25 protein-coding genes are annotated in these 23805 nt (G+C 60.8%); 10 read left to right on the forward strand and 15 right to left on the reverse strand.

The genetic code is table 11. From position 1 onward, the window contains the following. Positions 1–86 precede the first annotated feature (86 nt). From hemA to J7557_RS12080, 3 genes are all read left to right on the forward strand, one after another. On the forward strand, positions 87–1367 hold the full coding sequence (gene hemA, locus J7557_RS12070) for a 5-aminolevulinate synthase (protein ID WP_367272888.1): 1281 nt from the start codon (positions 87–89) through the stop codon (positions 1365–1367). Between the two features lie 355 nt (positions 1368–1722). Continuing rightward, a complete protein-coding gene (locus J7557_RS12075) occupies positions 1723–2241 on the forward strand; it encodes a GNAT family N-acetyltransferase (RefSeq protein WP_291420312.1) in 519 nt (172 codons plus the stop codon). A 71-nt stretch (positions 2242–2312) separates the two neighbouring features. Then, on the forward strand, positions 2313–2483 hold the full coding sequence (locus J7557_RS12080) for a hypothetical protein (RefSeq protein WP_291420313.1): 171 nt from the start codon (positions 2313–2315) through the stop codon (positions 2481–2483). Between the two features lie 293 nt (positions 2484–2776). Here the strand turns inward: J7557_RS12080 and J7557_RS12085 are convergent, their stop codons facing one another. The 5 genes from J7557_RS12085 to arsC form a co-directional block, all read right to left on the reverse strand. Further along, positions 2777–4324, reverse strand: a complete 1548-nt coding sequence (locus J7557_RS12085) for a tripartite tricarboxylate transporter permease (RefSeq protein WP_291420314.1) — start codon at positions 4322–4324, stop codon at positions 2777–2779. Beyond that, entirely contained in the window at positions 4325–4822 is a 498-nt protein-coding gene (locus J7557_RS12090) for a tripartite tricarboxylate transporter TctB family protein (protein WP_291420315.1), read from the reverse strand. It abuts the gene before it with no gap. Next, positions 4819–5718 (reverse strand): tripartite tricarboxylate transporter substrate binding protein, encoded by a 900-nt coding sequence (locus J7557_RS12095; protein WP_291420365.1) that lies wholly within the window; start codon positions 5716–5718, stop codon positions 4819–4821. The genes J7557_RS12090 and J7557_RS12095 overlap by 4 nt, the downstream gene beginning before the upstream one ends. A 155-nt stretch (positions 5719–5873) precedes the next feature. Next, positions 5874–7721, reverse strand: coding sequence for an EAL domain-containing protein (locus J7557_RS12100; protein WP_291420316.1), 1848 nt, complete (start codon positions 7719–7721; stop codon positions 5874–5876). An 84-nt stretch (positions 7722–7805) separates the two neighbouring features. Then, a complete protein-coding gene (gene arsC / locus J7557_RS12105) occupies positions 7806–8234 on the reverse strand; it encodes an arsenate reductase (glutaredoxin) (RefSeq protein WP_291420317.1) in 429 nt (142 codons plus the stop codon). A 108-nt stretch (positions 8235–8342) separates the two neighbouring features. On the opposite strand from arsC, the gene J7557_RS12110 reads away from it, so the two are divergent. Genes J7557_RS12110 through J7557_RS12130 form a run of 5 tightly spaced genes read left to right on the forward strand, consistent with a single transcriptional unit; the run spans position 8343 to position 10147 of the window. After that, entirely contained in the window at positions 8343–8666 is a 324-nt protein-coding gene (locus tag J7557_RS12110) for a helix-turn-helix transcriptional regulator (RefSeq protein ID WP_291420318.1), read from the forward strand. After that, a complete protein-coding gene (locus tag J7557_RS12115; protein ID WP_291420319.1) occupies positions 8663–8914 on the forward strand; it encodes a hypothetical protein in 252 nt (83 codons plus the stop codon). Before J7557_RS12110 ends, J7557_RS12115 begins: the two co-directional genes overlap by 4 nt. Further along, complete coding sequence (locus J7557_RS12120) at positions 8911–9351, forward strand: DUF1801 domain-containing protein (RefSeq protein ID WP_367272890.1); 441 nt, start codon at positions 8911–8913, stop codon at positions 9349–9351. The genes J7557_RS12115 and J7557_RS12120 overlap by 4 nt, the downstream gene beginning before the upstream one ends. Positions 9352–9358: 7 nt before the next feature. After that, the gene (locus J7557_RS12125; RefSeq protein WP_291420320.1) at positions 9359–9727 is read left to right on the forward strand and encodes a DUF1801 domain-containing protein; all 369 of its coding nucleotides are present in this window, start codon (positions 9359–9361) and stop codon (positions 9725–9727) included. 9 nt (positions 9728–9736) lie between these two features. Continuing rightward, a complete protein-coding gene (locus J7557_RS12130; protein WP_291420321.1) occupies positions 9737–10147 on the forward strand; it encodes an SRPBCC domain-containing protein in 411 nt (136 codons plus the stop codon). 92 nt (positions 10148–10239) lie between these two features. On the opposite strand, the gene J7557_RS12135 is transcribed toward J7557_RS12130, so the two are convergent. The 6 genes from J7557_RS12135 to J7557_RS12160 form a co-directional block, all read right to left on the reverse strand. Then, complete coding sequence (locus tag J7557_RS12135; protein WP_291420322.1) at positions 10240–12648, reverse strand: membrane-bound PQQ-dependent dehydrogenase, glucose/quinate/shikimate family; 2409 nt, start codon at positions 12646–12648, stop codon at positions 10240–10242. Positions 12649–12681: 33 nt separating this feature from the next. Then, entirely contained in the window at positions 12682–13167 is a 486-nt protein-coding gene (locus J7557_RS12140) for a MarR family transcriptional regulator (RefSeq protein WP_291420323.1), read from the reverse strand. Positions 13168–13430: 263 nt separating this feature from the next. After that, the gene (locus J7557_RS12145) at positions 13431–14537 is read right to left on the reverse strand and encodes a hypothetical protein (protein WP_291420324.1); all 1107 of its coding nucleotides are present in this window, start codon (positions 14535–14537) and stop codon (positions 13431–13433) included. A gap of 125 nt (positions 14538–14662) precedes the next feature. After that, a complete protein-coding gene (locus J7557_RS12150; protein ID WP_367272891.1) occupies positions 14663–15661 on the reverse strand; it encodes an AraC family transcriptional regulator in 999 nt (332 codons plus the stop codon). A 38-nt stretch (positions 15662–15699) separates the two neighbouring features. Then, positions 15700–16092 carry a GFA family protein gene (locus J7557_RS12155; protein WP_291420325.1) on the reverse strand — a complete coding sequence of 131 codons (393 nt, stop codon included), beginning with the start codon at positions 16090–16092 and terminating at the stop codon, positions 15700–15702. A gap of 2 nt (positions 16093–16094) precedes the next feature. Beyond that, a complete protein-coding gene (locus J7557_RS12160) occupies positions 16095–16964 on the reverse strand; it encodes a LysR substrate-binding domain-containing protein (RefSeq protein ID WP_291420326.1) in 870 nt (289 codons plus the stop codon). Between the two features lie 98 nt (positions 16965–17062). Here J7557_RS12160 and J7557_RS12165 point away from each other — a divergent pair, with 98 nt between their 5' ends. Further along, complete coding sequence (locus tag J7557_RS12165) at positions 17063–18067, forward strand: putative sulfate exporter family transporter (protein WP_291420327.1); 1005 nt, start codon at positions 17063–17065, stop codon at positions 18065–18067. 20 nt (positions 18068–18087) lie between these two features. On the opposite strand, the gene J7557_RS12170 is transcribed toward J7557_RS12165, so the two are convergent. Then, positions 18088–18378, reverse strand: a complete 291-nt coding sequence (locus J7557_RS12170; RefSeq protein WP_291420328.1) for a hypothetical protein — start codon at positions 18376–18378, stop codon at positions 18088–18090. Positions 18379–18600: 222 nt separating this feature from the next. Next, positions 18601–19623 carry a hypothetical protein gene (locus tag J7557_RS12175; RefSeq protein ID WP_291420329.1) on the reverse strand — a complete coding sequence of 341 codons (1023 nt, stop codon included), beginning with the start codon at positions 19621–19623 and terminating at the stop codon, positions 18601–18603. Between J7557_RS12175 and J7557_RS12180 the strand changes: the two genes are divergently transcribed. Beyond that, entirely contained in the window at positions 19607–20449 is an 843-nt protein-coding gene (locus J7557_RS12180; protein WP_291420330.1) for a hypothetical protein, read from the forward strand. The two genes, J7557_RS12175 and J7557_RS12180, sit on opposite strands and share 17 nt — an antisense overlap. A gap of 249 nt (positions 20450–20698) precedes the next feature. On the opposite strand, the gene J7557_RS12185 is transcribed toward J7557_RS12180, so the two are convergent. Further along, entirely contained in the window at positions 20699–22150 is a 1452-nt protein-coding gene (locus tag J7557_RS12185) for a P-loop NTPase fold protein (protein WP_291420331.1), read from the reverse strand. Between the two features lie 17 nt (positions 22151–22167). Beyond that, a complete protein-coding gene (locus J7557_RS12190) occupies positions 22168–23721 on the reverse strand; it encodes a hypothetical protein (protein WP_291420332.1) in 1554 nt (517 codons plus the stop codon). Positions 23722–23805 lie beyond the last annotated feature (84 nt).

Genomic DNA, 23805 nt, shown 5'->3' on the forward strand with positions numbered 1-23805 from the left:
GCGGTTGCCGCCCCAATATGTAGGGTGTCATGCAGCCGCAGCGGCATTCCCTGCCGGGCCCGCGGCAGGCGTAAAGGAACGGCCCCATGGACTATCGCGGTATCTTCGAGGATGCAGTGGACACGCTGCGGGCGGAAAAGCGCTATCGCGTTTTTGCCGATCTCGAACGCGTCGCCGGGCGTTTTCCTAAGGCCATCTATCGCGACGACGCGGACAATGCCCGCGAGATCACCATCTGGTGCTCCAACGACTATCTGGGCATGGGCCAGCACGAAAAGGTCGTGCGCGCCATGCAGGATACGGCCGGCTCCATGGGCGTCGGCGCCGGTGGCACGCGCAATATTTCGGGCACCAATCGCCCGCTGGTCGAGCTCGAGCGGTCGCTCGCCGACCTGCACCGCAAGGAAGCAGCCTTGGTCTTCACTTCGGGCTTTGTGTCGAACGAAGCCGCGATCTCGACCATTGCCCGGCTCCTGCCCGATTGCATTATTTTTTCCGACCAGCTCAACCACGCCTCGATGATCCAGGGTGTGCGCCAGTCGGGCATGGAAAAGAAGATTTTCCGGCACAATGACGTCTCGCATCTGCGCGAACTGCTGAGCCAGGTCGATCGCAAGCGACCGAAGCTGATTGCCTTTGAATCCGTCTATTCGATGGATGGCGACATCGCCCCGATCAAGGAAATCTGCGACCTCGCCGAAGAGTTTGGGGCACTGACCTATATCGACGAAGTCCATGCCGTGGGCATGTATGGCCCGCGCGGCGGCGGCATTGCCGAGCGCGAAGGCCTGATGGACCGTATCGATGTCATCGAAGGCACGCTCGCCAAGGGTTTTGGCGTCATGGGCGGCTATATCGCCGCCAACAAGGCGATCATCGATGCCGTGCGCTCCTATGCGCCCGAATTCATCTTTACCACCGCCCTGCCCCCGGCGCTTTGTGCTGCGGCGCGTGCCTCCATCGAGCACCTCAAGGGCAATGGTCACGAGCGTATGATGCACCAGCGCCAGGCGCGGCTGACCAAGGCAATCCTTGCCGATGCCGGCCTGCCGGTGATGGAGACTTCCACACATATCGTGCCGCTGATCGTGGGCGATGCGCGTGCGGTGAAGGCCGCCAGCGACATGCTGCTTGAAAAGCACAATATCTATATCCAGCCGATCAACTACCCGACGGTTCCCAAGGGCACCGAACGGCTGCGCATCACCCCCACCCCGCTCCATACCGACGAAATGGTGTTCGAACTACGCCATGCGCTGGTGAGCGTCTGGACCAGCCTCGAACTGCCGCGCGAAAAGGCCGATGCCGCCATTACGGCGAGCAAACTGACCTCGGGCGATCTGACGCTGCCGAGCCTCGGCGGCTGATTACCTTCAGCTAGCGCAGTAACCCTCATGGTGAAGTGCCTTGCACTTGCAAGGCCTCGAACCAGGAGGGTGTGCCCCGATATTGCAGTGTCACGCCCCCGTGGTTCGAGGCTTCGCTACGCTACGCACCTCACCATGAGGGCTACGGTCGTCCCCCTTGACCAAAAACCCGCGCCGCGACAATTATTTGTCATGATGCATCCCGCGCCCAAACTCCGACGTTGTGGCTTCCGGTCCCATGTGGACGGGGGCTTTGCGCCTGGGCGACGAAAAGGCTGAGTTTTATCACGCCGTCATCGACTCAACGCATACCTGCCTCCGCCCGGTTGGCAGGTTTTTTGTTTTCGGATTAGTGATGCCTCCTCATTTCGTCGCCTTCAGAACGGCCACCGCGGCAGACGTTCCCTCCATTCGCGCGCTCGTTCGCGCCTCCTACGCAAAATGGATCCCCATTATCGGCCGCGAGCCGCGTCCCATGCTCGCCGACTATGCCGAGGCCATCCACGATTTCCGCTTCGACCTGCTCACCGTGGACGGACAGGTGGCCGGCGTGCTGCAGACCTGCCTTTGCGCCGACCATCTCTGGATCGAGAACGTCGCCGTGCACCCGCACCACCAGCGCCGCGGCCACGGCCAGGCACTGCTGGTGCTGGCCGAACAGCTTGCGCGCCATGCCGGGCTCGGCGCTCTGCGCCTCCTGACCAATGCGGCCTTTGCCAGCAATGTCGCACTCTACCAGAAGCTCGGCTACGTGGTGGAACAGAGCGAAGCCTTCATGGGCGGCACAACGCTCTACCTGACGCGCCAGCTCGCCCCTGCCGCTCCCATTCGCCCAGCGCATGGCTGGAATAACGAGAGCCGCACTACCGCTTGAGCCGAGGAGAGATCATTTAGGTGTCATGGAAGCGAGCCGGGATCGTCCCGGGTCCGACAGAGGAGACCACCATGAGCACCCCCCGCAAGAACAAGTTCTTTGCGACCCTCGACACCTTCGTCACCGTTTTCGGCAGCGCCGCAGCGGTTTCGGCAGCAGTTGAGGCCGGCCGGGCGCCCAAGGCGAAGCACCTGTCGGCCCTCGGTATCGAACCCACCGCCTTCCGCTCGATCGGCCGATAACAGCCGCGCGGGCCGCTGCTCCCTCCCGGCGTTTTGCCCCCCAAAATGCCTAGCGGTCTGATGCGCTAGAAGCCGACACAAAAGCCCGGATGCCAGTTTCCCTCCCTGGCCTCCGGGCTTTTTCTATTTTTGGGCTTTGTTCATGCGCGGGCTGCATGGCTGGAGCGAATTTCCAGTCCATCGGATGTCACCCCGGCGAAGGCCGGGACCCATCTTGAGATCTCGGGATGGGCCCCGGCCTAAAGCCGGGGTGACAATCGAGTGTGGGAAAGTCTCAGCGAATAATCGAGACCTCAGTCTTCGTCGCTCGCCAATTGTCCGAGCACTGCGCCCTTGCCACGCATGCGCATGATCATGGGCAGCAGCACTGCGATGATCGCAACGGCGTAGAGCACGAGCGAGATGGGCGAGTGGAACAGCACTGCCGGGTCGCCCTGGCTGATCGAGAGGGCACGGCGCAATTGCTGCTCGGCCATGGGGCCAAGGATGAGCCCCACCACGACCGGCGCTATCGGATAGCCGAAGCGGCGGAGAAGATAGCCAAGGACGCCGAAGACTAGCAGCAACACCAGTTCGAACGAGATACGCACCGAACCAAAGCCCATGGACATCGCCCCATTGGCGCCCAAGGTGCCGAGCGTCGCGAAGACCAGAATACCGGCATAGAGCCATGGCTTGGGAATGGTCAGCAGCTTTACCCAGAGCCCGATCAGCGGCAGGTTGAGCACCAGCAGCATGAAATTGGCAATGAGGAGGCTGGCGATCAAAGCCCATACGAGCGAGGCATTGTTGGCGAACAGCAGGGGGCCCGGCTGCAGGCCAAACTGCTGGAAACCGGCGAGCATGATCGCGGCGGTCGCCGTGGTCGGCAGGCCGAGGGTCAGGAGCGGCACGAGCGTACCGGCAGCCGAAGCATTGTTGGCCGCTTCGGGACCCGCAACGCCCTCAATGGCACCATGGCCGAACTCTTCGGGCTTTTTGGCAAAGCTCTTTTCGGCGCTATAGGAAAGGAAGCTCGCGATATCGGCGCCACCGGCCGGCATGGCGCCGATGGGGAAGCCGATAAAGGTGCCGCGCAGCCAGGAACCCCACGAGCGCTTCCAGTCTTCGAGCGTCATCCAGACCGAGCCCTTGACGGCCATGACCGAGGCTTCCACCTGTTCGCGATCGGCAGCGGTCTTCAGCGTCTCGCCGATGGCAAAGAGTGCGACGGCGAGCGTCGTGACTTCGATACCATCGAGCAGGTCCAGAACGCCGAAAGCAAGACGCGTCTGGCCGGTCTGCTGGTCGATGCCGATAATGCCGAGCCCGAGACCGATGAACAGCGCCGTCAGACCACGGAGCGGACTGTCCCCGAAGGCAGCAGAGACCGTGACGAAGGCGAGGATCATCAGCGCGAAATAATCGGCCGGGCCGAAGGACAGCGCGAATTTCACCACGAAGGGCGCGATGAAAGCGAGGCCCAGCGTCGCGATCAGGCCGGCAATGAATGACCCGATGGCAGCGGTCGCAAGAGCGGGGCCGCCCCTGCCCTGCCGGGCCATCTTGTTGCCTTCGAGCGCTGTGACGATAGAGGCGCTTTCGCCGGGCGTGTTAAGCAGGATCGACGTCGTCGAGCCGCCATACATGCCGCCATAATAGATGCCAGCGAACATGATGAGCGAACCGGCCGGGTCGAGATTGTAGGTGACCGGCAAAAGCAGCGCGACGGTCAGCGCCGGGCCAATACCGGGGAGGACGCCGACGGCGGTGCCGAGGGTCACACCGATCAGCGCATAGATCAGGTTCTGCACCTGCAGCGCGGCGATCAGGCCCTGGCCGAGAAGTTCAAAGGTATTCACTTAGAAGCTCCCCGTCACGATGAAGCGTTCCACCGGTCCCATGGGCAGCGAGAGTTGCAAGCCGCGCGCGAAAATGAACCAGACGATGAAAGAAAAGATCACGCCGATCGGAATGGTCTGCCAGAGCGGACCGCGGCCAAATCCCTTGGCGGTCAGCGCAAAGAGCACGCCCGTTGCCACCGAAAAGCCAGCCGTCGAGAGCAGCAGGATCTGCGCCACAAGGCCGCCGATGATCCAGGCGATCGGGCCGTAATCGTCCTTGCTGCGGGCCGGGAAGCCGTTGCGCAGAGCCGAGATCAGCGTGCCGATGGCCAGAAGGCCGAGGCCGGCCGCGACGATATAGGGGAAGACGGTCGGGCCGACGCGCTGCTGGATGGGCGGCACGCGCATCTGGCTCGTCTGCCAGAAGATGATGATCGAAATGGCGGCAAGGATGACCGCTATGACGAGCGCCGCCCCATCGGGGCGGCGCGTGCTGTTGGATTGACCTACGCTCATTGAACGAGGCCGATGTCTTTCAGGATGGTTTCAGTCGCAGCGATATCGGCAGCAAGCTGCGTATCGAAGGCTTCGCCGTCGAGATAGGTATCGACCCAGCCCTTGGTTTCGAGCGCAGCCTTCCACGAGGCGGAGGTGGCCAGCGCCTTGACGTCGGCGGTGATGGCGGCCTTCTGCTCGGGCGTGATGCCGGGAGCGGCGGCAACCATGCGCCAGTTCTGCACGGCCAGATCAATGCCGGCTTCCTTGAGGGTCGGACCATCGACGCCCGGCACGCGTTCGTCGGACGAGACGGCGAGGAGACGCAGCTCGCCGGCCTGGATCTGCGAAGCAAATTCGCTGATGCCGGAAATGCCGACCGTCACCTGGCCGCCGAGAATGGCCGCAAGGGCTTCGCCACCGCCGGAATAGGCGATGTAGTTGACCTGGGTCGGATCGACGCCAATGGTCTTGGCAATGAGGCCCGCGGTGATGTGGTCAACGCCACCAGCCGAACCGCCAGCCCAGGAGACGGCGCCGGTGTTTTCCTTCAGCTTGGCGACGAGGTCGTCGAGCGTCTGGATGTCGGAAGCGGCCGGCACGACGATAGCGACGGCTTCACCGGTGAGGCGGGCGATGGGGGTCACGTCGGCAAGGGTCACGGGCGACATATTGGTCAGGATGGCGCCGACCATGACATAGCCGCCAACGATCAGGGCATTGGGGTTGCCCGCATCCTGATTGGCAAACTGGGCAAGGCCGATCGTGCCGCCGGCGCCGGGAACGTTGGTGACCTGCACATTGCCCGAAATGCCTTCGGCGGTGAAAGCTTCCTGCATGGTGCGGGCGGTCTGGTCCCAGCCACCGCCGGGCGCGGCGGGCGCCAGAATGGTATAGTCGGCAGCGAAGGCGGGCATGGAAAGGGCGCCAGAAACCAGCGCCGCGAGAAGCAGCTTGTTCAAAAGATCCTCCCAGAACAAAGGCGAACGTCGTTGCGTTCGTGCCCTTACTGTAGGGAGGCTCCCTGTCATCGTCCTGTCACGGCATTTTTGGCCGATATGAAAGAAAAAACCTAAGCGCTGCGGCGATTTAGGATGTTAGCGCCGTTCGAGCGACCCTGTGCATAGGTCTCGAGGAGGCGCGTACATTGGGCAGCGGAAACCGGCTTGGAATAAAGATAACCCTGCGCCAGGCGGCAGCCGAAACGACGCAGGGCATCGGCCTGCGCCTCGTATTCCACCCCTTCGGCGACGATGCGCATGCCGAGCTTTTTGACGATGTCGACAAGGCCGGAAACCACCGTCTCGCTCGGCCCGTCGACGCCGAGCCTGGTAACGAAAGACCGGTCGATCTTGATGACATCGACGGGGAAGGACAGGAGGTGCGTGAGCGAAGCAAAGCCGGTGCCGAAGTCGTCGAGGGCGACGAGAATGCCGCGGCTGCGCAACGCTTCGACCGCGTGGGGCACGCTTCTGTCGCTGCCGCCGACAAAGACGGCTTCATTGACTTCGAGCACGATATGGCTGAGCGGCACATCGGCCCAGCCAAAAATGTCGATGATGCGTTCGGCCAGGTCCCCGCGCAGGAAATCGCCGGTGGTCACATTGACCCCGACATGCTGGAAATCGATGCCGGCATCGAGCCAGCCGCGCATGTCCTGCGCCACCTGTTCGAGCATTTTGCCGGTCAGTTCGCAGGCAAGGCGCGGATCGGTCAGGGCCAGATGATATTCGCCCACCGAGACCAATTCGCCGCCGATGCGCAAGCGCGCCAGGGCTTCGAGCCCGACGATCTCATTGGTCTCGAGATTGACGATGGGCTGGTAATAGGGCTCGACGCGATTTTCGGAGAGCGCCTGATCGAGCTGGCGCACCAAAGCGATGCGATGCGTCATTTCGGTGCGCAGATCGGCCTCGAAGGCCATATAGCCGCCGCGGCGCGCTTCCTTGGCGTGGTAGAGCGCAAAATCGGCATTTTGCGACAGCGTGTCGGCATCGGTGCCATCGACGCCGAAAAGGGCGCCGCCCATTGTAACATGGGCCTCGAAGGACTGGCCGGACATTTCGACCATGCCGGTGGTCGCGTCACTCACCATGCTGGCCCAGTGTTCGAGCATGTCGTGGCTGGAGCAGCCGCGGGCGATGATGGCAAATTCGTCTCCGCCCAGACGGCAGGGAATGAGGGTGGGATGCACGGCGCTGAGGCGCGCGCCGACCGTGGCGATCAGCCGATCACCGGCCGCGTGGCCGATCGTGTCATTGACGGATTTGAGGTGATCGATATCGAGCAGGATCAGTCCAAAGGGCTGGTCCATGCCGATGTGCTCGCTCAAAAGCTCGTTGTAGCGGCCACGATTGGGCAGGCCCGTCAGCACATCGTAATAGGCGAGGCGGAAATTGCGGTCGCGGATGCGCTCATGCTCGATGGCGAGAGCGCAGAGATGGGCGCAGGTCTCGACGATATTGCGCTCGGTGGCACTGGGGCCGCGGCACGAGCGGAAATAGAAGGCGAAGGTCGCGATCACCTGCCCCGCGGGATTTTTGATGGGCGTCGACCAGCAGGCTTTTAGGCCCAGCGGCAGGATCAGGGCGCGAAAATCGTCCCAGAGCGGATCGGTCGCAATATCGGTGACGACGACTTCCTGCTTGCGATAGGCCGCGGTGCCGCAGGAGCCCGCCTTGGGCCCGGCCTTGAGGCCATTGATGGCGGAAGAGTAGAATTTGGGCAGGCTGGGCGCGGCCAGCGCACGCACGGTGCCGTGCTCATCGACCAGCAGGATGGAACAGATGGCTTCAGGGGCGAGCTGTTCGGCCCGCTGGCACAGCAGGCGTCCAATGGCCGGCAGGGCTTCGCCCTGGGCCACGGCCTCCAACACTTCGGTCTGCAACCGCAGAAGTTGCTCTGTCTCGCCGCCGGTCATCACCGTCTCTCCGGGATTCCAGAGGAGAATGCGCGAGCCGAGTAAAAGGAGCGTTCTGGGATTGCTGGCTATTGCATAAAATTGTCAGGTATCGCCAATCCGCCGGCCTTCGGCATCGATAACCACTTCGCCGTCTTCCTTAGTGAAGGCGCCGATATCGGGATTTTCCAGAATATCGAGAACCAGTTCCGAGGGCCGGCAGAGGCGCGTGCCGAGTGGGGTCACGACGAAGGGTCGGTTGAGCAAAATGGGGAACCGCATGACCGCGTCGAGCAGTTCATCATCGCCCTTGGCCGGCTCCCCCAGCCCGAGCGCATCAAAGGGCGTATCCTTCTGCCTCAGGGCCTGACGCAGGCCCAGCCCGGCATCGGCGACCAGCCGCAGCACCGTCGCCCGATCCGGCGGCGTTTGCAGATATTCGACGATTTCGGGCTCGACGCCGCTCTGGCAGATCATGGCCAGCGTGTTGCGCGAGGTGCCGCAATCGGGGTTGTGATAGATGGTCACGGCCATGGCTGCGCTCCATTTCGCGGTTGCTGATCCTTCCATAGCATTGCGCGCTTGACTCTCAAATAGCCATGAAGCTATGAATTAAATTATAGCCAAATAGGTATTGATCCAATGCAACCGGGACCAGGCACGGTATTCAAGGCGCTGGCCGACCCGACGCGACGGGCGCTGTTCGAGCGTCTTTGTCGCGAGGGCGAACATACCGTGGCCGTGCTGACCGCTGGCGCGGGTGTGTCCCAGCCGGTGGTGTCAAAGCATCTCGGCGTCTTGAAGGATGCCGGGCTCGTGCGCGGGCGGATCGATGGACGGCAAACCCACTATAGCGCCCAACTGGCCGCACTTGGTCCCCTGGTCGACTGGACCAAGGAAATGGCGGGGTTTTGGGAAGACCGATTTGACGCCCTGGAAGATCTGTTGAGGAGAATGGACCAATGAGCGAAGTGACCACCGCACCAACCCGTTCAGCCTGGCCGCGCTGGGTCAGGCAATCACACCGCTGGATTTCCGTCGCCTTCGTTCTGAGCGTGATCGCCACGTCGATCGCGCTGGCGCAGCCGGAGCCGATCATTTGGGTGTCCTATGTGCCGCTGTTTCCGCTTTTGCTGCTGTTTCTGACCGGCACCTATCTCTTCGCCCTGCCCTATTTTGCCAAGTGGCATCGGCGCGGCAAGGGTGCGGCATGATGGCGGAGAGAAAGCCGCTCAAGCCCAATAAGGACGGCGTCGTGCTGCTTTCGGGCGACAATCCGCAGATCGCCAAGGGTTTTGGCGATGAACCTGTCGCCGCCTATCTCGACGCCGTGCCCGGCTGGAAACAAAGCGTCTGCCGCGAGGTGGATGCGCTGGTGGTGAAAACCGTGCCGGGGGTGAAAAAGGCGGTCAAATGGAACACGCCGCTTTATGGGCTCGATGGCGAAACGTGGTTTTTAAGCATGCACTGTTTCAAATCCTATGTGCGCCTGACCTTCTTTAGGGGTACCGACCTGAAACCCATGCCGGCCAAGGAATCCAAAGTTGCCGGCGTGCGTTACTATGACGTCACCGAGGCGGCCGGGATCGACGAGAAGCGGTTCGTCGCCTGGGTGAAGCAGGCCGTGCTGCTGCCGGGCGAAAAGATGTGAGGGTGAAATGACCGACAAGAGTGCTGCCGAAAAGATCGATGCCCGCATTGCTGAACTCGGCGGTTGGCGCGGCGAAATGCTGGCAAACATCCGCAGGCTGATCAAGGAAGCCGATCCCGAGGTCGTCGAGGAGTGGAAATGGGAAAACCCGGTCTGGTCGCATGGCGGCATCATCTGCACCGGCGAAGCCTATAAGGCAGCGGTGAAGACCACCTTCCCCAAGGGCGCTTCCCTTTCCGATCCCACGGGCATCTTCAATTCGAGCCTAACCGGCGGCACGCGTCGGGCGATCGATTTCAAGGAAGGCACCGAGATCGACGAAGCCGGGTTCAAGGCCCTCATCCACGCCGCCATTGTCCAAAATCACTCGAAATAAGGTTCGCCCATGGCCGAAGCCACGCCTGAAATCCGCACTGTCGTCGTCGAGCGCGATTTCGCTCACAAGCCGGAAAAGCTCTGGCGCGCGCTGACCCAGCCGCACCTGATCAAGGAATGGCTGATGAGCAACGATTTTGCGCCCCATATCGGTCACACGTTCAAGTTCACCGCCGATTGGGGCGCCATTGATTGTGAGGTCAAGGAGATCGAGCCAAATCGCACGCTGTCCTATTCATGGGACGCCTATGGGCTTGAAAGCACGGTCACCTGGACGCTGACGCCCATCGCCGCGGGCACGCAATTGCGCATGGAACAGACCGGTTTCCGTCCCCACCAGAACCAAGCCTACCACGGCGCCCGGATGGGCTGGCAGGACTATTTTGGCAAGCTCGAGGATGCGCTTGGGCGGATGGAATAGGTCTCAGGCCTGCCCCAACCACAAGATGTCGCCCCGGCCTAAAGCCGGGGTGACACCGAGTTTGGTACGGCTTCTGCGAAAGCAGGAACTTTCTAGTCCGGCAGTTTGAACGCCACGACCTTGGTCGAGAAGCGCGACTGAATAGCGCCCTGACCGCCGGCGACGACGGCGATATATTGCTTGCCATCGAGCGTGTAGCTGATCGGCGCGCCACCGGCGGCCGGCAGTTCGGTCTTCCAGACTTCCTTGCCCGTCGCCAGTTCATAGGCCCGAAGCATATTGTCCTTGGCCGCCGCGATGAACACCAGGCCGCTGGCGGTGATCATCGATCCGCCATGCGTCGGCGTGCCCATGGTCCAATCGAACGGCAGGGTGATGCCGAGCGCGCCGCTGCCCTTGGAGGTACCAAACGGCTGGGTCCAGAGCATCTTGCCGGTATTGAGATCGACCGCGCTCAGATAGCTATAGGGCGGATCGATGCAGGGCACGTTGAGCGCGGTGAGCCAGAAATAGGGCGCTGCGGCATAGGGCACATTGGCCTGGGCCACGAGGCCGCCGACTTCACGACGGTCACCCCATTCGCCCTGCGGCTTGGCGCCACGCGCATCCGCCTGTTCGCGGGTGAGCAGCTGTACGTAGCTGGCGAAGCGGTTGGAATTGACCACCATTATGCCGCGCAGCGGGTCGACGGAAACGCCGCCCCAGTTCATCGCCCCAAAGGTGCTGGGGGTCTGGATCGAGGGCGTGAGCCCCGGTGGGGTATTGGTGCCCTCGTAGCGCGCTTCTTTGAACTTTACGCGGCAATAGAGCTGGTCGAAGGGCGACACGCCCCACATATCCGCCTCGGTCAGCGTCGCCATGCGGAAAGATGGCAGGCTGTTCGAGAAAGGCTGAGTGGGCGAATTGCGCTCTTCGGGCACGACGCCATCCTGCGGCATCGGGGTTTCCGTAACCGGGAAGATCGGTTCGCCCGTCGTGCGATCGAGCACAAAGACTTCGCCGGCCTTGGTCGGCTGCACCAGCGCCTTGCGCATCGTGCCCGAAGCATCGGGCAGGTCGATGAGCGAGGCCGGTGAAGCCACGTCATGGTCCCAGATGTCGTGGTGCTTGGTCTGGAAGGACCAGCGCAGTCGGCCGGTTTCGGCATCGAGCGCCACGACCGAGGAATTGAACTGATCGTCGAATTCGCGGCGTTGGCCGCCGAAGAAGTCGGGGGTGGCATTGCCGGTCGGCAGGTAGACAAGGCCCAGTTCTTCGTCGGCCACGGCCGGAGCCCAGCTATTGGGCGTTGCCACCGTATAGCTTTCGCCATTGGGCGGCAGGCCGGTGCGGTCCTGGCGACCGAGATCCCAGGCCCAGGACATGTCGCCGGTGACAGCGTCGAAGGCACGGATGACGCCCGAGGCTTCGCCCCAATATTGGCCATCGGTCACCCAGCCACCGACCACGACCTTGCCGCGCACGAAAGTGGGCGCCGAGGTGATGGAATAGTAGCCGCCGATGATCTTGCCTTCAAAGTCGTGCATGCCGACGAGGAGATCGACGCGGCCACCCTCGCCGAAATCGGCGCAGAGTTCGCCGGTCCTAGCGTCGAGGGCGATCAGCTTGGCCGTGGCCGTGCCATAGAGCACGCGTTCGGCGCAGGCGCCGGTCATGCCGGGAACCTTGTAATAGCTCACGCCGCGGCAGGTGCCGCCATGGCCTTCCGAGCCGTCATACATCCAGCGCTCGGCGCCGGTTGCCGCATCGAGGGCAAAGGCCTGGCTAAAACCGTTGCACATATAGATGCTGTCATCGATCTTGAGCGGGGTCGAATTGTTGGCGGGAATGCGCCCCACATCCACCGACCAGGCGGCTTCCAGATTTTTGACATTGTCGAGGGTGATCTCTTCGAGCGGGGTATATTTTTGCCCGCCCTGGTCACCACCGAAATAGGGCCAATCGGCCCCGGTCTGGCCGAGGGCCGCGGCGCCATTGGGTTCGGCGGGATAGGCGCCAAAGCCGGTCTGGAAACGCGGGTCCTGCGGCAGGCTCGGTGCGCTGATGGCATAGAGCCCGGCGCCGAGAGCCACTGACACCACGGCCGTCGAGGCGATGAGGCCGGCGGCGCCAAAGGGCACGCGCTTCGTCAGATCAAGCGTGCCGGAAAGGGCATGCTGGCTCCAGGGCAGCAGCAGCCAGATGCCGAAAGCAACGGGGATCATCAGGCGCGGCAGCAGCGCCCAGCCATCGAAGCCGACTTCCCGGATGGCCCAGATGACGGTGAGCGCCAGCGTCAACCCGAAAACCCAGGCGCCGAGGCGCTGGCCGCGGAACAGCAGCACTGCGGCAGCAAGGAACAGCAGGCCGGAGACAACGTAATAAAGCGAACCACCGAGGATCGCGAGGTAGGCGCCACCGCCCACAAAAATCAGGGCCATCACGCCCAGGACAACGGCGAAGAGGCCCATCAGGCCGCGTTCGACGATGTGAGGCGCCCTCGCCCCACCCCCACTACTCATAGTCTTTCCTCCAGAGGATTGTTGTTTCTTTGGTTACGAGGCCACCTTCACGGGGGCCTTTGGCTCGTAGAGCGCCTCATTGAGTTCGGCCGAGAGCCCTTCGATGCGTTTGAGAAACTTGGCGATGGCGACGAGGTCGCTGTCGGAGAATTCGGCCGTTCCGACCTGATATTCGGTGCGAATATGCTCATGAAGAGCCAGCGGCTCGGCGGCGGCTTCCGTGTCGAGCACGATGAGCACGCTGCGCCGGTCCTCTGGATGGCGCGCGCGCGTGATGTAACCGGCGCTTTCCAGCCGATCGAGCAGCGCCGTACCGGCGCCCGAAGTCAGGCCCAGATGGCTGATGATGTCGCCGGGACTGACCGGCTCACCCTTGAGATACAAATAACCCAGGCAGCGAAAATCGGTGGGATGCATGCCTTGCGCCCGGGCCGCGCGCTCCTGCGCCTCTTCGGCCCGGCGGATCATCAGAATGAGGGCAGAGCCAACCCGGTCTTCCAGTTCCGTCCGCGTACCCATCATTATCCCCATGACAAAGAATCTTGATGATAAAGATATTTTGCAGCGAAAGGTCTGGCAAGCGGGCATGCAAGCAAAAGGGCGCAACCGAAGCCGCGCCCTTTTTTGAGGGATGATAGCGTGGTGGTATCGCCGAAATGCGGGCAAACACAGACTGTCATCCCGGCGAAGGCCGGGATCCATCTTGATATCTCAGGCTGGGCCCGGCCTAAAGCCGGGGTGACAATCGAGGGTGAGGCCGTTTCAGATGAAAGGCGAGAGCTCTAAATCTGCCCCTCAAGGTCCTCGGGTGTTTCGATGGTCCGCATCCATTTAAGCGATTTGATTTCCCAAGCGGGATCGGACTTCTGCAGATCGTCGAGCAGGCCCGGCAGGTGCCCTGCCCCATAGGTGATGAAAATTTTGTCGTTCGTGCCCGCGGTGATCCGTTCGGCGAGCTTTTCATTGCGGAAATCGAGAATGATCGGATCGAGGGCCGATGGCGCCGTCTTGGCACTCAGCAGCATGGTCATCCAACCGCGGCAGGCAAGGCCGAGGATTTTCCGCTGACCGGGCGTCGCCTTGGCGAGCCAATCGAGCATCTGTGTCGTCTGGTCGGCTTCGTCGCTGTCTGCAGGCGCTGGCTTGTCCTTCTCGACAGCTGCGGCAAAATCGGGGTCGGTGTCCATCAGCCGCTGATATTCATGCATCATGTCCGCGGTCGTGACATCGGCTTCCACATGACGCTCGGGGCGAGCCTTCATGTCGGCGGCGAGCAGTTGGAAATAGGGTCCTTGGAACTGGAGCCCGCAGGCATCCCCAAAAGTCTCATAATTGCTATTGAGATCCCCGCCACCCGCCAGCGTTTCGGAGAACCACTTGTCGCCAGCGGGATCGCCGCGCACGCCTTCATAATAAATGGAGTAGCCCTCGCTCAGTGCCGCTTCGAGGTCATAAACGACGCTCTTGTAAAAGCCTTCCGAGCCGATGTGCATCATGCCCTGGAACACCACCGTCTTCTTGCCGTTCGACAGCGTCGCCTGCGGCACGGTGAGCGGGGTCAGGTCGGTGCGCAGGGCGAGATAGTAAAGTGGGGCGGCAATCAGCCCCGTGATGGCGAAGGCCAGCGCCAGGAAAGCCTTGATATTGCTCCACAGTCTGCTCTGGCGGCGCTGTCCGGCAAAAAGGCGGCGCACCAGCCAGGCCGCCGGAAGGGTGAGGATCAGCGCCAAGACGACCACGGCCACAATCAGCAGCACATGCACATCGAGCAGGACCGGCAGGCCGAGCAGAAAACCCAGCGTCAGCAGAAACCAGACAATCGCCGAAAGGCGCAGTTTCAGGCGCTCGCCCCAGCCAAGATTAGTCGTCGGCGCAGAAAGTATGGCCATCTCGTCCCCCAATCGTGCTGCATGCGATCCGCAGAGCCCGGCTGGTCAAGCTAGCCGCAGCTCGATGGCAAGGCCAGCCCCGCAGACGCGGAAGTTCGAGCGAAATATCGTGTGATCGTAAAGGTCTAGCCGAGCGGCCGCGCATCGCCCGGTGCCATACCATAGACACTGCGGAAGACGCGATAGAAGGTGGCAAGGCTTTCAAAGCCGCTGGCATAGGCCACCTGCGACACGGTCAGCTCCGGTTGCGTTGCCAGTAGCCTCTGCGCCTCGCCGACGCGCATGAGCGCCAGTGTGCGGCTAAACGTGTTTTCGGCGTCTTCGAACAGCATATGCAGGTGCCGCACCGAAAGGCCGAGGCTGCGCGCCACCAAAGCCGGCGTCAGGTCAATCTGGTGATACTGGGCCGCCATGATATCGATGGCGAGGTAACGCAGGCCCGCGCGAATGGCGCCGCGCACTTCGGGCAGGCTTTCGGGCAGCCGTCCACGCGCCGCCAGCCCCAGAAGGGCAATATGGGCGATATCGCGCTCCGGATCGGCCGAGGCCCGTTTGCTTGAGGTCAGAACGTCAAGCAGGGCCCGCAGCGGACGCAGCGTCCTGCTCCCCTCAATGGGCCTAGCCGCAACCAGATCGGTGACGGACCGACCCAGCGTCAGCTCGTCGGTCACCGGAATCTTGAGCATGCGGAACTGGAAACCGCCATCGGTCCCCGGCGTCGCGTCATAGGGCAGATCGGAATGATTGATGATCATGTCGCCATTGACGATCATCTCGCTGCGTCCCGAACCGGTATCGAGCCGCCCCGGCCCGCGCGCCTTCAGGCCCAGACACAAACTATTGCCCGCGACCCGCGCAATATCGGCTTCGGTGCGTCGAATGACATAGGCGGAGGCGGCAATGTGCGAGACTACCGCCGTGCCGAATTTTTCGGCGCGAAACGAGCCCTCAAAGGCGGCGCGGCGCTCTGCCGGCACTTCGATGGTGACGCCGAAGAGGCCCCTGCTCCGCACTTCGCGCCACTGCTCGAAGCGCTCCCTCGGGGCCACGTCATCGGTGGAAAACTCAGCATTCTGGCCCCCCTCCATGGCGCGCACGGAACAGGATTTGAGGCGAAAGGTCAACTTTTAGCTATTTTTCTACCCATGCGACCCGGCGAACCCTAGCCCTCCGTGCGGCTCCCACCGGACCGGTCCCGCGCATAGTGCCGCGCCAGCGGAAAAGGCGGCAGCCAGGCCTCGCGGCGAATGGTCCAGAGCTCGTAAGTGGGCCGGAACTGGTCGGGCGAATCGAGCGAACCGAGATTGATTTCGACCTCGTCGCCAGTACGCGAAAATACCGACGAGCCGCAGTGCGGGCAGAAGCAGCGCCCGACATAGTCGCCCACCTCCCCCGAAATCGTCACGGCGCTTTCCGGAAAAATCGCCGAGGCATGAAACAGCGCGCCATGATGCTTGCGGCAATCCGTGCAATGGCAAATGCCCACCCGAAACGGCCGGCCCCGCGCCACAAACCGCACGGCGCCGCAAAGGCACCCGCCCGCAACCTCCTCCATGCCTAGCTCCCTTCCATAAGACAAAGATCGCGAAACGCCTTCACCGCCGCCGAAGGCCGGCGCTCGCGATGGTAGAGCAGGCTAAAATTGCGCTGCGGCAATTGAAAGGGCAGGATCGCCAGGCGCCCCGCCGCAACAAGCGGCGCCACCACCATTTCCGACAACACGGCCGCGCAATCACTGTTGAGAACGGCATTGAGCACCGCCTCATTGGTTGGCAGTGACAGGGCGACAGTCAGCGTTGCCGGATCGACACCAAGGCCCAAAAGCCCGGCGACGAATTCGGCCCGCGTCCCCGAGCCCGGCTCGCGCATGATCCAGCGAAAATCCGAAAAGCGCGGCTTGGCAAGCGCGACCGCCGGCACGGAGACCGCAACCAGCCGATCCCTGCCGATGGGACGCACGGCTAGCACCGGCGCCTCGACGTGCCCCTCGACAATGCCCAGTTCGGCCGCGCCCGATATGACCGCCTCGGCCACATCATTGGTATTGGCCGCGGCAAAATTGATGGCAATCCCCGGATGCGCCGAAGCAAAGGCGAGGAGGCGCGAGGGCAGCCAATAATTGGCCACCGTCTGGCTTGCCATGACATCGAGCGTGCCGCGCCGGAGACCACCGAGATCGTTGAGCGCCTGTTCGGCCTGGCGGACGCGCGCCAGTGTCTGTCGCGCCTCTTCGAGAAAGGCCAGCCCATCGCGAGTCAATTCGATCCGTCTTCCGACGCGGTCAAACAGGCGCACGGAATGAAAGGCTTCGAGCGCCTTGATCGCCGCGCTGGCGGCCGAAGGCGTCAGCCCTACCGCAGCCGCGCCTTGCGTTAAATGCTGGCGCTCCGCCACGGCGATGAAGATGGCCAATTGCTCGATAGTCACGATCTATACGATTTTACCGCATGAAACATGCTGAATTATGCGATGGATTCTAATGAATGCAAGCTTCATCCTCCAATGCACTCGCGTTGGAGTAAATCATGCTACCGCTGCCGCAATTTCGGCAAATCATTCCCGGTCTAGGCCTATCCCTCGCCATGGCCATTCCAGCCCTTGGCCTCGAACGCTTGCAGCAGCATTTTCTGGGCTGGGTTGCGCTCGATGGCCTCGTGGTCGCGATCATGACCGGTATCGTCCTGCATAGCCTTTTCGGGCTCGCCGAGCATTTTCGCGCCGGCGTCACTTTTGCGGCCAAGACCGTGCTTGAAGTGGCCATCGTTCTGCTCGGCGGCACGATCAGCGCCGCTGCCGTGCTGCAGATCGGCCCCGTGGTGGTCGCCGCCATCGTGCTGGTCGTCGTGATCGCACTGGGCCTCAGCTATGGCATAGGCCGCGCCTTGGGCCTCGATGCACGCCTTGCCACGCTCGTTGCCTGCGGCAATTCCATTTGCGGCAATTCCGCCATCATGGCCACGGCGCCCGTCATCAAGGCGCCGGCCGAAGACGTCGCCGCCTCGATCGCCTTTACCGCGGCGCTGGGCGTGCTGGTCGTCCTGCTCCTGCCGCTCGGCGTCCGGCTCCTCGGGATCAGCGAATGGCAATATGGCGTCATTGCCGGCCTCAGCGTCTATGCCGTGCCGCAGGTCCTTGCCGCGACGGTGCCGGTCGGGGTGATGAGCACGCAGATCGGGACCCTGGTCAAACTGATCCGCGTGCTGATGCTCGGCCCGGTCGTGCTCGGCCTTGGCCTCTTGCAGAAAAACCGGCCACGCGGCGTCCTGCCATTCTCGGCGCTCGTCCCCTGGTTCATCCTGGGTTTCATTGCCATGATGGGCGCGAGATCGCTCGGCCTCCTACCCGAAGCCGCCATCCCAGCGCTGCAAGATGTCTCATCCTGTCTGACGCTCGTCGCCATGGCCGCCCTGGGCCTCTCGGTGGACCTACGCTCGGTCATGGCCTCGGGCGGCCGCGTCCTGGCCGCCGGATTTCTTTCCGTCGTCATGCTGATCCTGCTGGCGATCGGCGCGGCATTCGTCCTCGCCTAGGACAAGCCCGGCGCGTGGGATCACAAGGGCCAATCCTTCCACCAGATGGTCATCTGAATCACGGCGACGAGGAAACTGAAGACGGTCATCACCACCGTAGCGAACCGACCAAGGCCAGCGCCATGGAGCAGCAGCCAGTTCAAGCCGAAGGTAATTCCCGCCAGAAGCGCGAGGAAGATCAGGCCTGCCAACCACATCATCTCCATACCCGGCAACTGGGTCGCAACAAGGATGGCGACGGCCGACGCGATGAGGAAGGCAATCCAGTTCGAGACGGTGAAATAGTCGCGCGAGGGAGTAGGACGTTCCATGATTCAGTTTCCGTGACAGCACTACACGTGCCGGCTGCCTTGACCGATCATGTTGTCACACGAAACGAAGCAAGCCACGACAGGCTACAAATTCATCTGATGCTTGGAAAACTGGTGCTGCCGGACAGGATTGAACTCTGCTATCGGGCTGCGAAAACACCGGATTTGCTGGGTTTCAAAGAACGCCAACTAACGTCTGAGTACCAATAACGAGTACTCTCGTCAAGCGTCGCCGGGCTTGCGCACCCCCCTCAATGGCACCTCCATTATCGAGCAGGCTTCATCGTCAGAAGCCCCTCCTTCACGCGTTATCAACCCCTCCGCATCGTCAAGAGGCTCGATGTCAATTGGGACGGCCTCGCCAGCCCATTCGCAGTCGTTGCATCTAGGGCGCTCCCAGAGAATATCCATGTCGTCAGTACGCCTCCCCTCCTCGGCCCGCAGGTGAGGCGAGCCACATTCTGGGCATTGATCTGGCACGCCCCGCATGAGCCGGATGACCAAAGACGTAGCCAATCCAATCGCATGCTCTACGGTGGACACTGCGGTTTCGGCGTCATGCCATGTCGCGCTCTTGGCATGGGTCAGCCAGTTCGTGAACGTCCATGCGCCTGTCAAAAGGCCCTTTTGGAGCTGGCGTCTCTCCTTGTGGCTATCCCCCGGTAGAGCAGTATTGCAGATGATCTCCGCCCAAGCCTTGAAGTCTGCTCGCTTTGGGCGCTCCTCTGACGCCCAGTCATGCTCGTCCTGGGCAATGGCAACGAACGCCAGAAGCACCTCTCGGCAGCGCACACCGATCGTCTGGTAGTCCGCGACGTTATGGGCTTGCCCCAGAGCCGCTGAAGCGGCACGCAGGTCGTTCCAGACATCGCCAAAAGGCAGGACCCTCCTTCCGTTTGACGCTTGTCGTCCCGTGCGAGGAATGCGTAGACAGAGCCCCATGTGAAAGGTGACAGCCAAGTCCATGCTGGGGAACTGTTGTTGTGAATAAAGGTTTGTGGGGTTTGTGATCACCCACCATCTATCTCTATTGGTGTGAATGTCCCAAACATCGTGGCGATGACCAATGACGGTCTCAGCGTAGACCTTCTGCATGAACTCAATCTTCAGCTCAGGCGCTTGCCACTCAAAGTAGCTGGTGACTTCGTCTATTTCCTCTTGTGTAGCTGCAAGCACTTCCGCACCATAACCATCAACGTTTCTTTGGCCATAGTACTGCGAATATTGCATGACGGACAGCACCACTTCAGGACGCCGATTTTCTCACCTCTATCTGGCCGGCGGAGACCCCCGAAGCGACAGTAGTCGAATGAGGCGTCGCCTCAGCGTTGCTTGTCCTCTAACGGCGGGGCTAGATGATCATCTGGAAGCGGAGCTGGGCGTGTATGCGGGCCATCGACAACTAAGCAGCCGCACGAGAGCCTATCTAGGCGTCGCTCAAAAATTCTTCGTGGAGGGCCAGCTTCGCGACGTACTGGACGCGGTGACGCTGATCTATCATTTCACGAAGAGCCGTGACCCCGAGAATGCGCGCGAGTGGCGGGAAGACGCTCGGAGGATATTCGCTGAGGAAAATGTATCGTACAGCGTGGATGAAGAAGGAGGGGTTCACTACGCCGTCGATAGTGCCTTTGAGGCCGTAAAGGCGGGCGCCCTATCGTCGCTTCGCGGGCCTCGCTATGCGAATGCCGCTGCCATGTTTGAGCAGGGGATGCGTGCTTTGGATAGCACACCGCCAGACGGCAAGGGCGCTATTCGTGCTGTCTTCGCTTCGGCTGAAGGCCTATTCCGCGTCATGTTTCCGAGCGCAGCGCGACTTGGAGCGGCAGAGGCAGAGCAACACATTGGACCAGAATTGACGAAGCTATATGATGGAGACCCCACAGCACGACGTGCTGCGTCCAAGTTGCTCGCTAGCTTTAAATCGTGGGTCGATGGGGCTCACTTCTATCGCCACGAGCAGGGGCAAGAAGAGGTGTCTCAACCGCCTTTAGGATTAGCAGTTCTACTGCTTCAAGAGGGCTCTGGCTACATCAGGTGGCTCGCGCAAATTGACCAGAAGCACGGATAGGTGGTTGGAATGGTGGAGGAGCCCACGGTCAATGACTTTCTTGATCGCCTTAGGATGACGACGCAGGAGGTCAAAGCCGGTCTGGAAGAGCAACTAGTTCAACTGGAGTTTGCCGCTCACTGCGGTCGGGGGTGGCAAGCGTAGCCGCAAACGCTGCTACGCGCGGTATTTTGGCGGCCCTGACATCACTTGCTACCGCGCTAAGACCTTCATAGGACAAAAACCTTTTTCAGGTCGCATTGCCGCATCCTACGGGGTCAGCCTTCCTGCTGTTCTGATGGCGTCACCGTAGCGGTGCATTAATGACCTCGGTCCGTCTATGGTGTGCGTACGTTGATGGGCCGCTTGGAATTCTTGAGACAACCGCTCTTTGACCCAGAACGTGCTCGGTGAGCCTTGATGTTCATAGACCGAAGGTAGTGGGCCCGCCGCCATCGATACAAAGATGCCGAACAGGTCATCAACGGAACAGGAGTAATCTTCAAGGCTATCTCGACCAGTGCTTTTGTATAGTTGCACCCTGTGCAGACCAGCACGGGAAGGCTCAATTTCCTCAAGCATGCGCTGATATTCATGCGTCAAAGAGGGCTCAATATTGCGGTAGTACCCGACAATCATAGGCACCAAGACCGCAAGTTCCAGTGGGGCGGCGGACGCCCATGTGGTCACAACCGAGCGCAGCAAATCGTAGCACTGCTCAACCTCCCGCAGGGACAATCCATATCGAAAAAACGTGCCACTCAAGTACGAAACGATATCTGTAAACGGGGGCACCGAAACCTTCTTCTGATCTAGCGCGTAGCTCGAAATAAGAACTCGCATGAGATCGCTAAGGTCTGGGTCGGTAAAAGTGTAAGTTCTGTCAAAAAATTTGGTGAGGTAGCGGCGACTATCAAATCCTTGGCCGTATACAGACCTGATCGCATGCTGCAACTGCGCCGTGTCGGTGGCCACTACAAATATCACATCGTCAATGTCGAAGAGGTGCTTCATCCTCTCGATTAGGGAAATGGCGTACGTAGGGCGGCATCTGTCCAACTCATCTACTAAAATGAACAGGGGCGCCCGGTTCGTCGCAGAAGGCATCGTTCCGAGGAACGCTGAAAGGCTGCTCCGAAACGCGCCGATTGATCTTTGCGTTTCCTTAAAGCCAGCGAGCAGCGCGGCCGCACGTTCATCCACGAGCGGCTTCAACTCGTCAACGGCCGCATCTACCGCACTGTCTATGCCCAACTCGCCACTCGCCTCCCAAGCCGCCAGTCCCGCCTCGGCCCCGTCCCCCACAAGTTTCTTTAGCAGGTGCCAGCCCGCACCCTTTGCAGTTGCGAGGGCAACTTCCGCACCAGCCCTTTTGGCCCGGTCCCAAGCCGACTTCGCTTGGTCACTAAATGTGGCATGAGAGGCCACAACCTCATCGACTGCGGCCATGACTGAAAGAAGGGGGTCTTCGGCGTGGTCATCCTTCCAAGCATTGACCTCAGCAACCAAATAGGTGTCTTCCCGCAAATGGTCCGCGAGACGCTTCAGAAAGAAGCTTTTTCCTCGTCCCCACTCGGCGTCAAGATTTAGGACGTAGGAGGCCGGTCTCCCAGCCGCCCTTCGTTCGTGAACTCTGTTGTTCAAGAAGGTAACCAGAAAGGCGGCGTCTGACCGCCTCCCAAGAAGATCATCTTTCCAGACGCTGTCAAAATCGAAAGGCATCGGGCCCACACACTTAATTACGCAGTTTCTTGTAGTGTCTCCTCCGGCAAAATGGCGCGGCGGATAGACCGATAGTCGTCAAGCGGCACGTCCACGAAGGACCCATCGTCCGTATTGAAAAGGCCCCCAGGAGCCTTGGCGGTGGTGATCAGTTCAACGTAGCAACCGTAGTCAATCTTGAAGGCGTCGTATCTTTCGCCCGGATTGTCATGCGACGAAATATTCTTCTTTAGCAGGTGTATGACGCGGGCATCGAAAAGCTGGTCCATCGTCGTGTGGCGCGTATTCGCCTTGAAAAGGAAAGCTCGCGCTTTTCGATTTCCGATGATTTCGCTGACGATCTTTTCCAAGACGTTCGATAGCAGCTTATTCGCCTGTATCGGCGCAGCTTTGTCCTGCTGATACCAATCCCTCGCGCTGGCACGTATGTCCGCCACAGAGACGGCCCGTCCGTATGCCTTCGTCGCGACTTTTGCGGCTAGATTTAGGGCATCACGTGGCACCCCTTCCGCCGCGCGCACCAGTTCTTCGAAAACAGGATGCTGCGTAAACACCGTCTGGATCAGCTCATCAGGACTGGTGAACTGTTCACCGAATTCAGACGCCTTCAAGTGACGAAAGAGCAACCGCTTGAAGAAATCGACAGACTTATTTTGATCGTTGTCGAAGACCAAGAAGTCATCAAGATTTAGGTCTGTAGATATGTCCGCCCCAAGTTCGAAGCCGACGTAAGAACCACTTTCTCCGGCCACAAAGAACGATGAACGGTGTTCAATGGCAGCAATTTTGACCACGATGTTTTGGACAGGAAAAAAGGTTCGTCTGAACAAGTCGGCTAAGTGGGGCTGCAATTCCACCGGCACCTCACTCCATTCATCTATTAACACCCAGACCCTAGGATTTCCGAGTATTGCCAATAGACTTCGTAGCGTTCCCTGTACCCTCCCAAAATTCAGGCTAAAGCGTTCCCGCCCCGTTGCCGAACGCGCAGTTTCCTCCACTTGGCTGCTTTTGGAACCGCCCGACAAACTCATATCTAGGTTACTGGGCGAAACGCTGGCCGTAGCTCCCACTTCAGCGGCCGTATCGCTTGATGACCTAGATGAGGTGGTCACTTCACCATGTACACCGACCTCACTGATCGACGCTTCGAAATCTTCGAAACGCTGAGCGAGTTCGCTTGGGTTGGTGTGAGTGGCGAACCGCTGAACAATCAACTCGAAGAGTTCGATACTGAAAGCTTTCAGCACATCTAAGATCAACCGAACGCTTCTCTCGGCAACCGAACGAGAAAAGTCGTTGTAGATCGAGCCGTCCGAGCCGATTGAGCGCAAGTCGAGATAAACTACGTGATCGCCCCGACCACGAATTTGGGAGGACAGGTAAAGCAGAGCGTGAGTTTTTCCCGTCCCCCGTCGACCGTACAATATCTGGCTGTTAGGCGTCGATAAAATCGCTGTCAGGGGTGCTGTATCGACAAACGTATCGCTGAGGATTTCCGTCGATACTTTTTCCGCGCGTTTCGCGAACCCCAAAAATGCTTGCTGAGCCGCTTCTAGTTTGTTGATCAATGGCCCCCCCCCTTCTTGTCTACGAAAAACAATAGACACCCCCGCACGGAGACACGCAGAGACTAGCGCGAATGGCAGCACGGT

This window comes from Devosia sp., assembly GCF_017744655.1.
GTDB lineage: Bacteria > Pseudomonadota > Alphaproteobacteria > Rhizobiales > Devosiaceae > Devosia.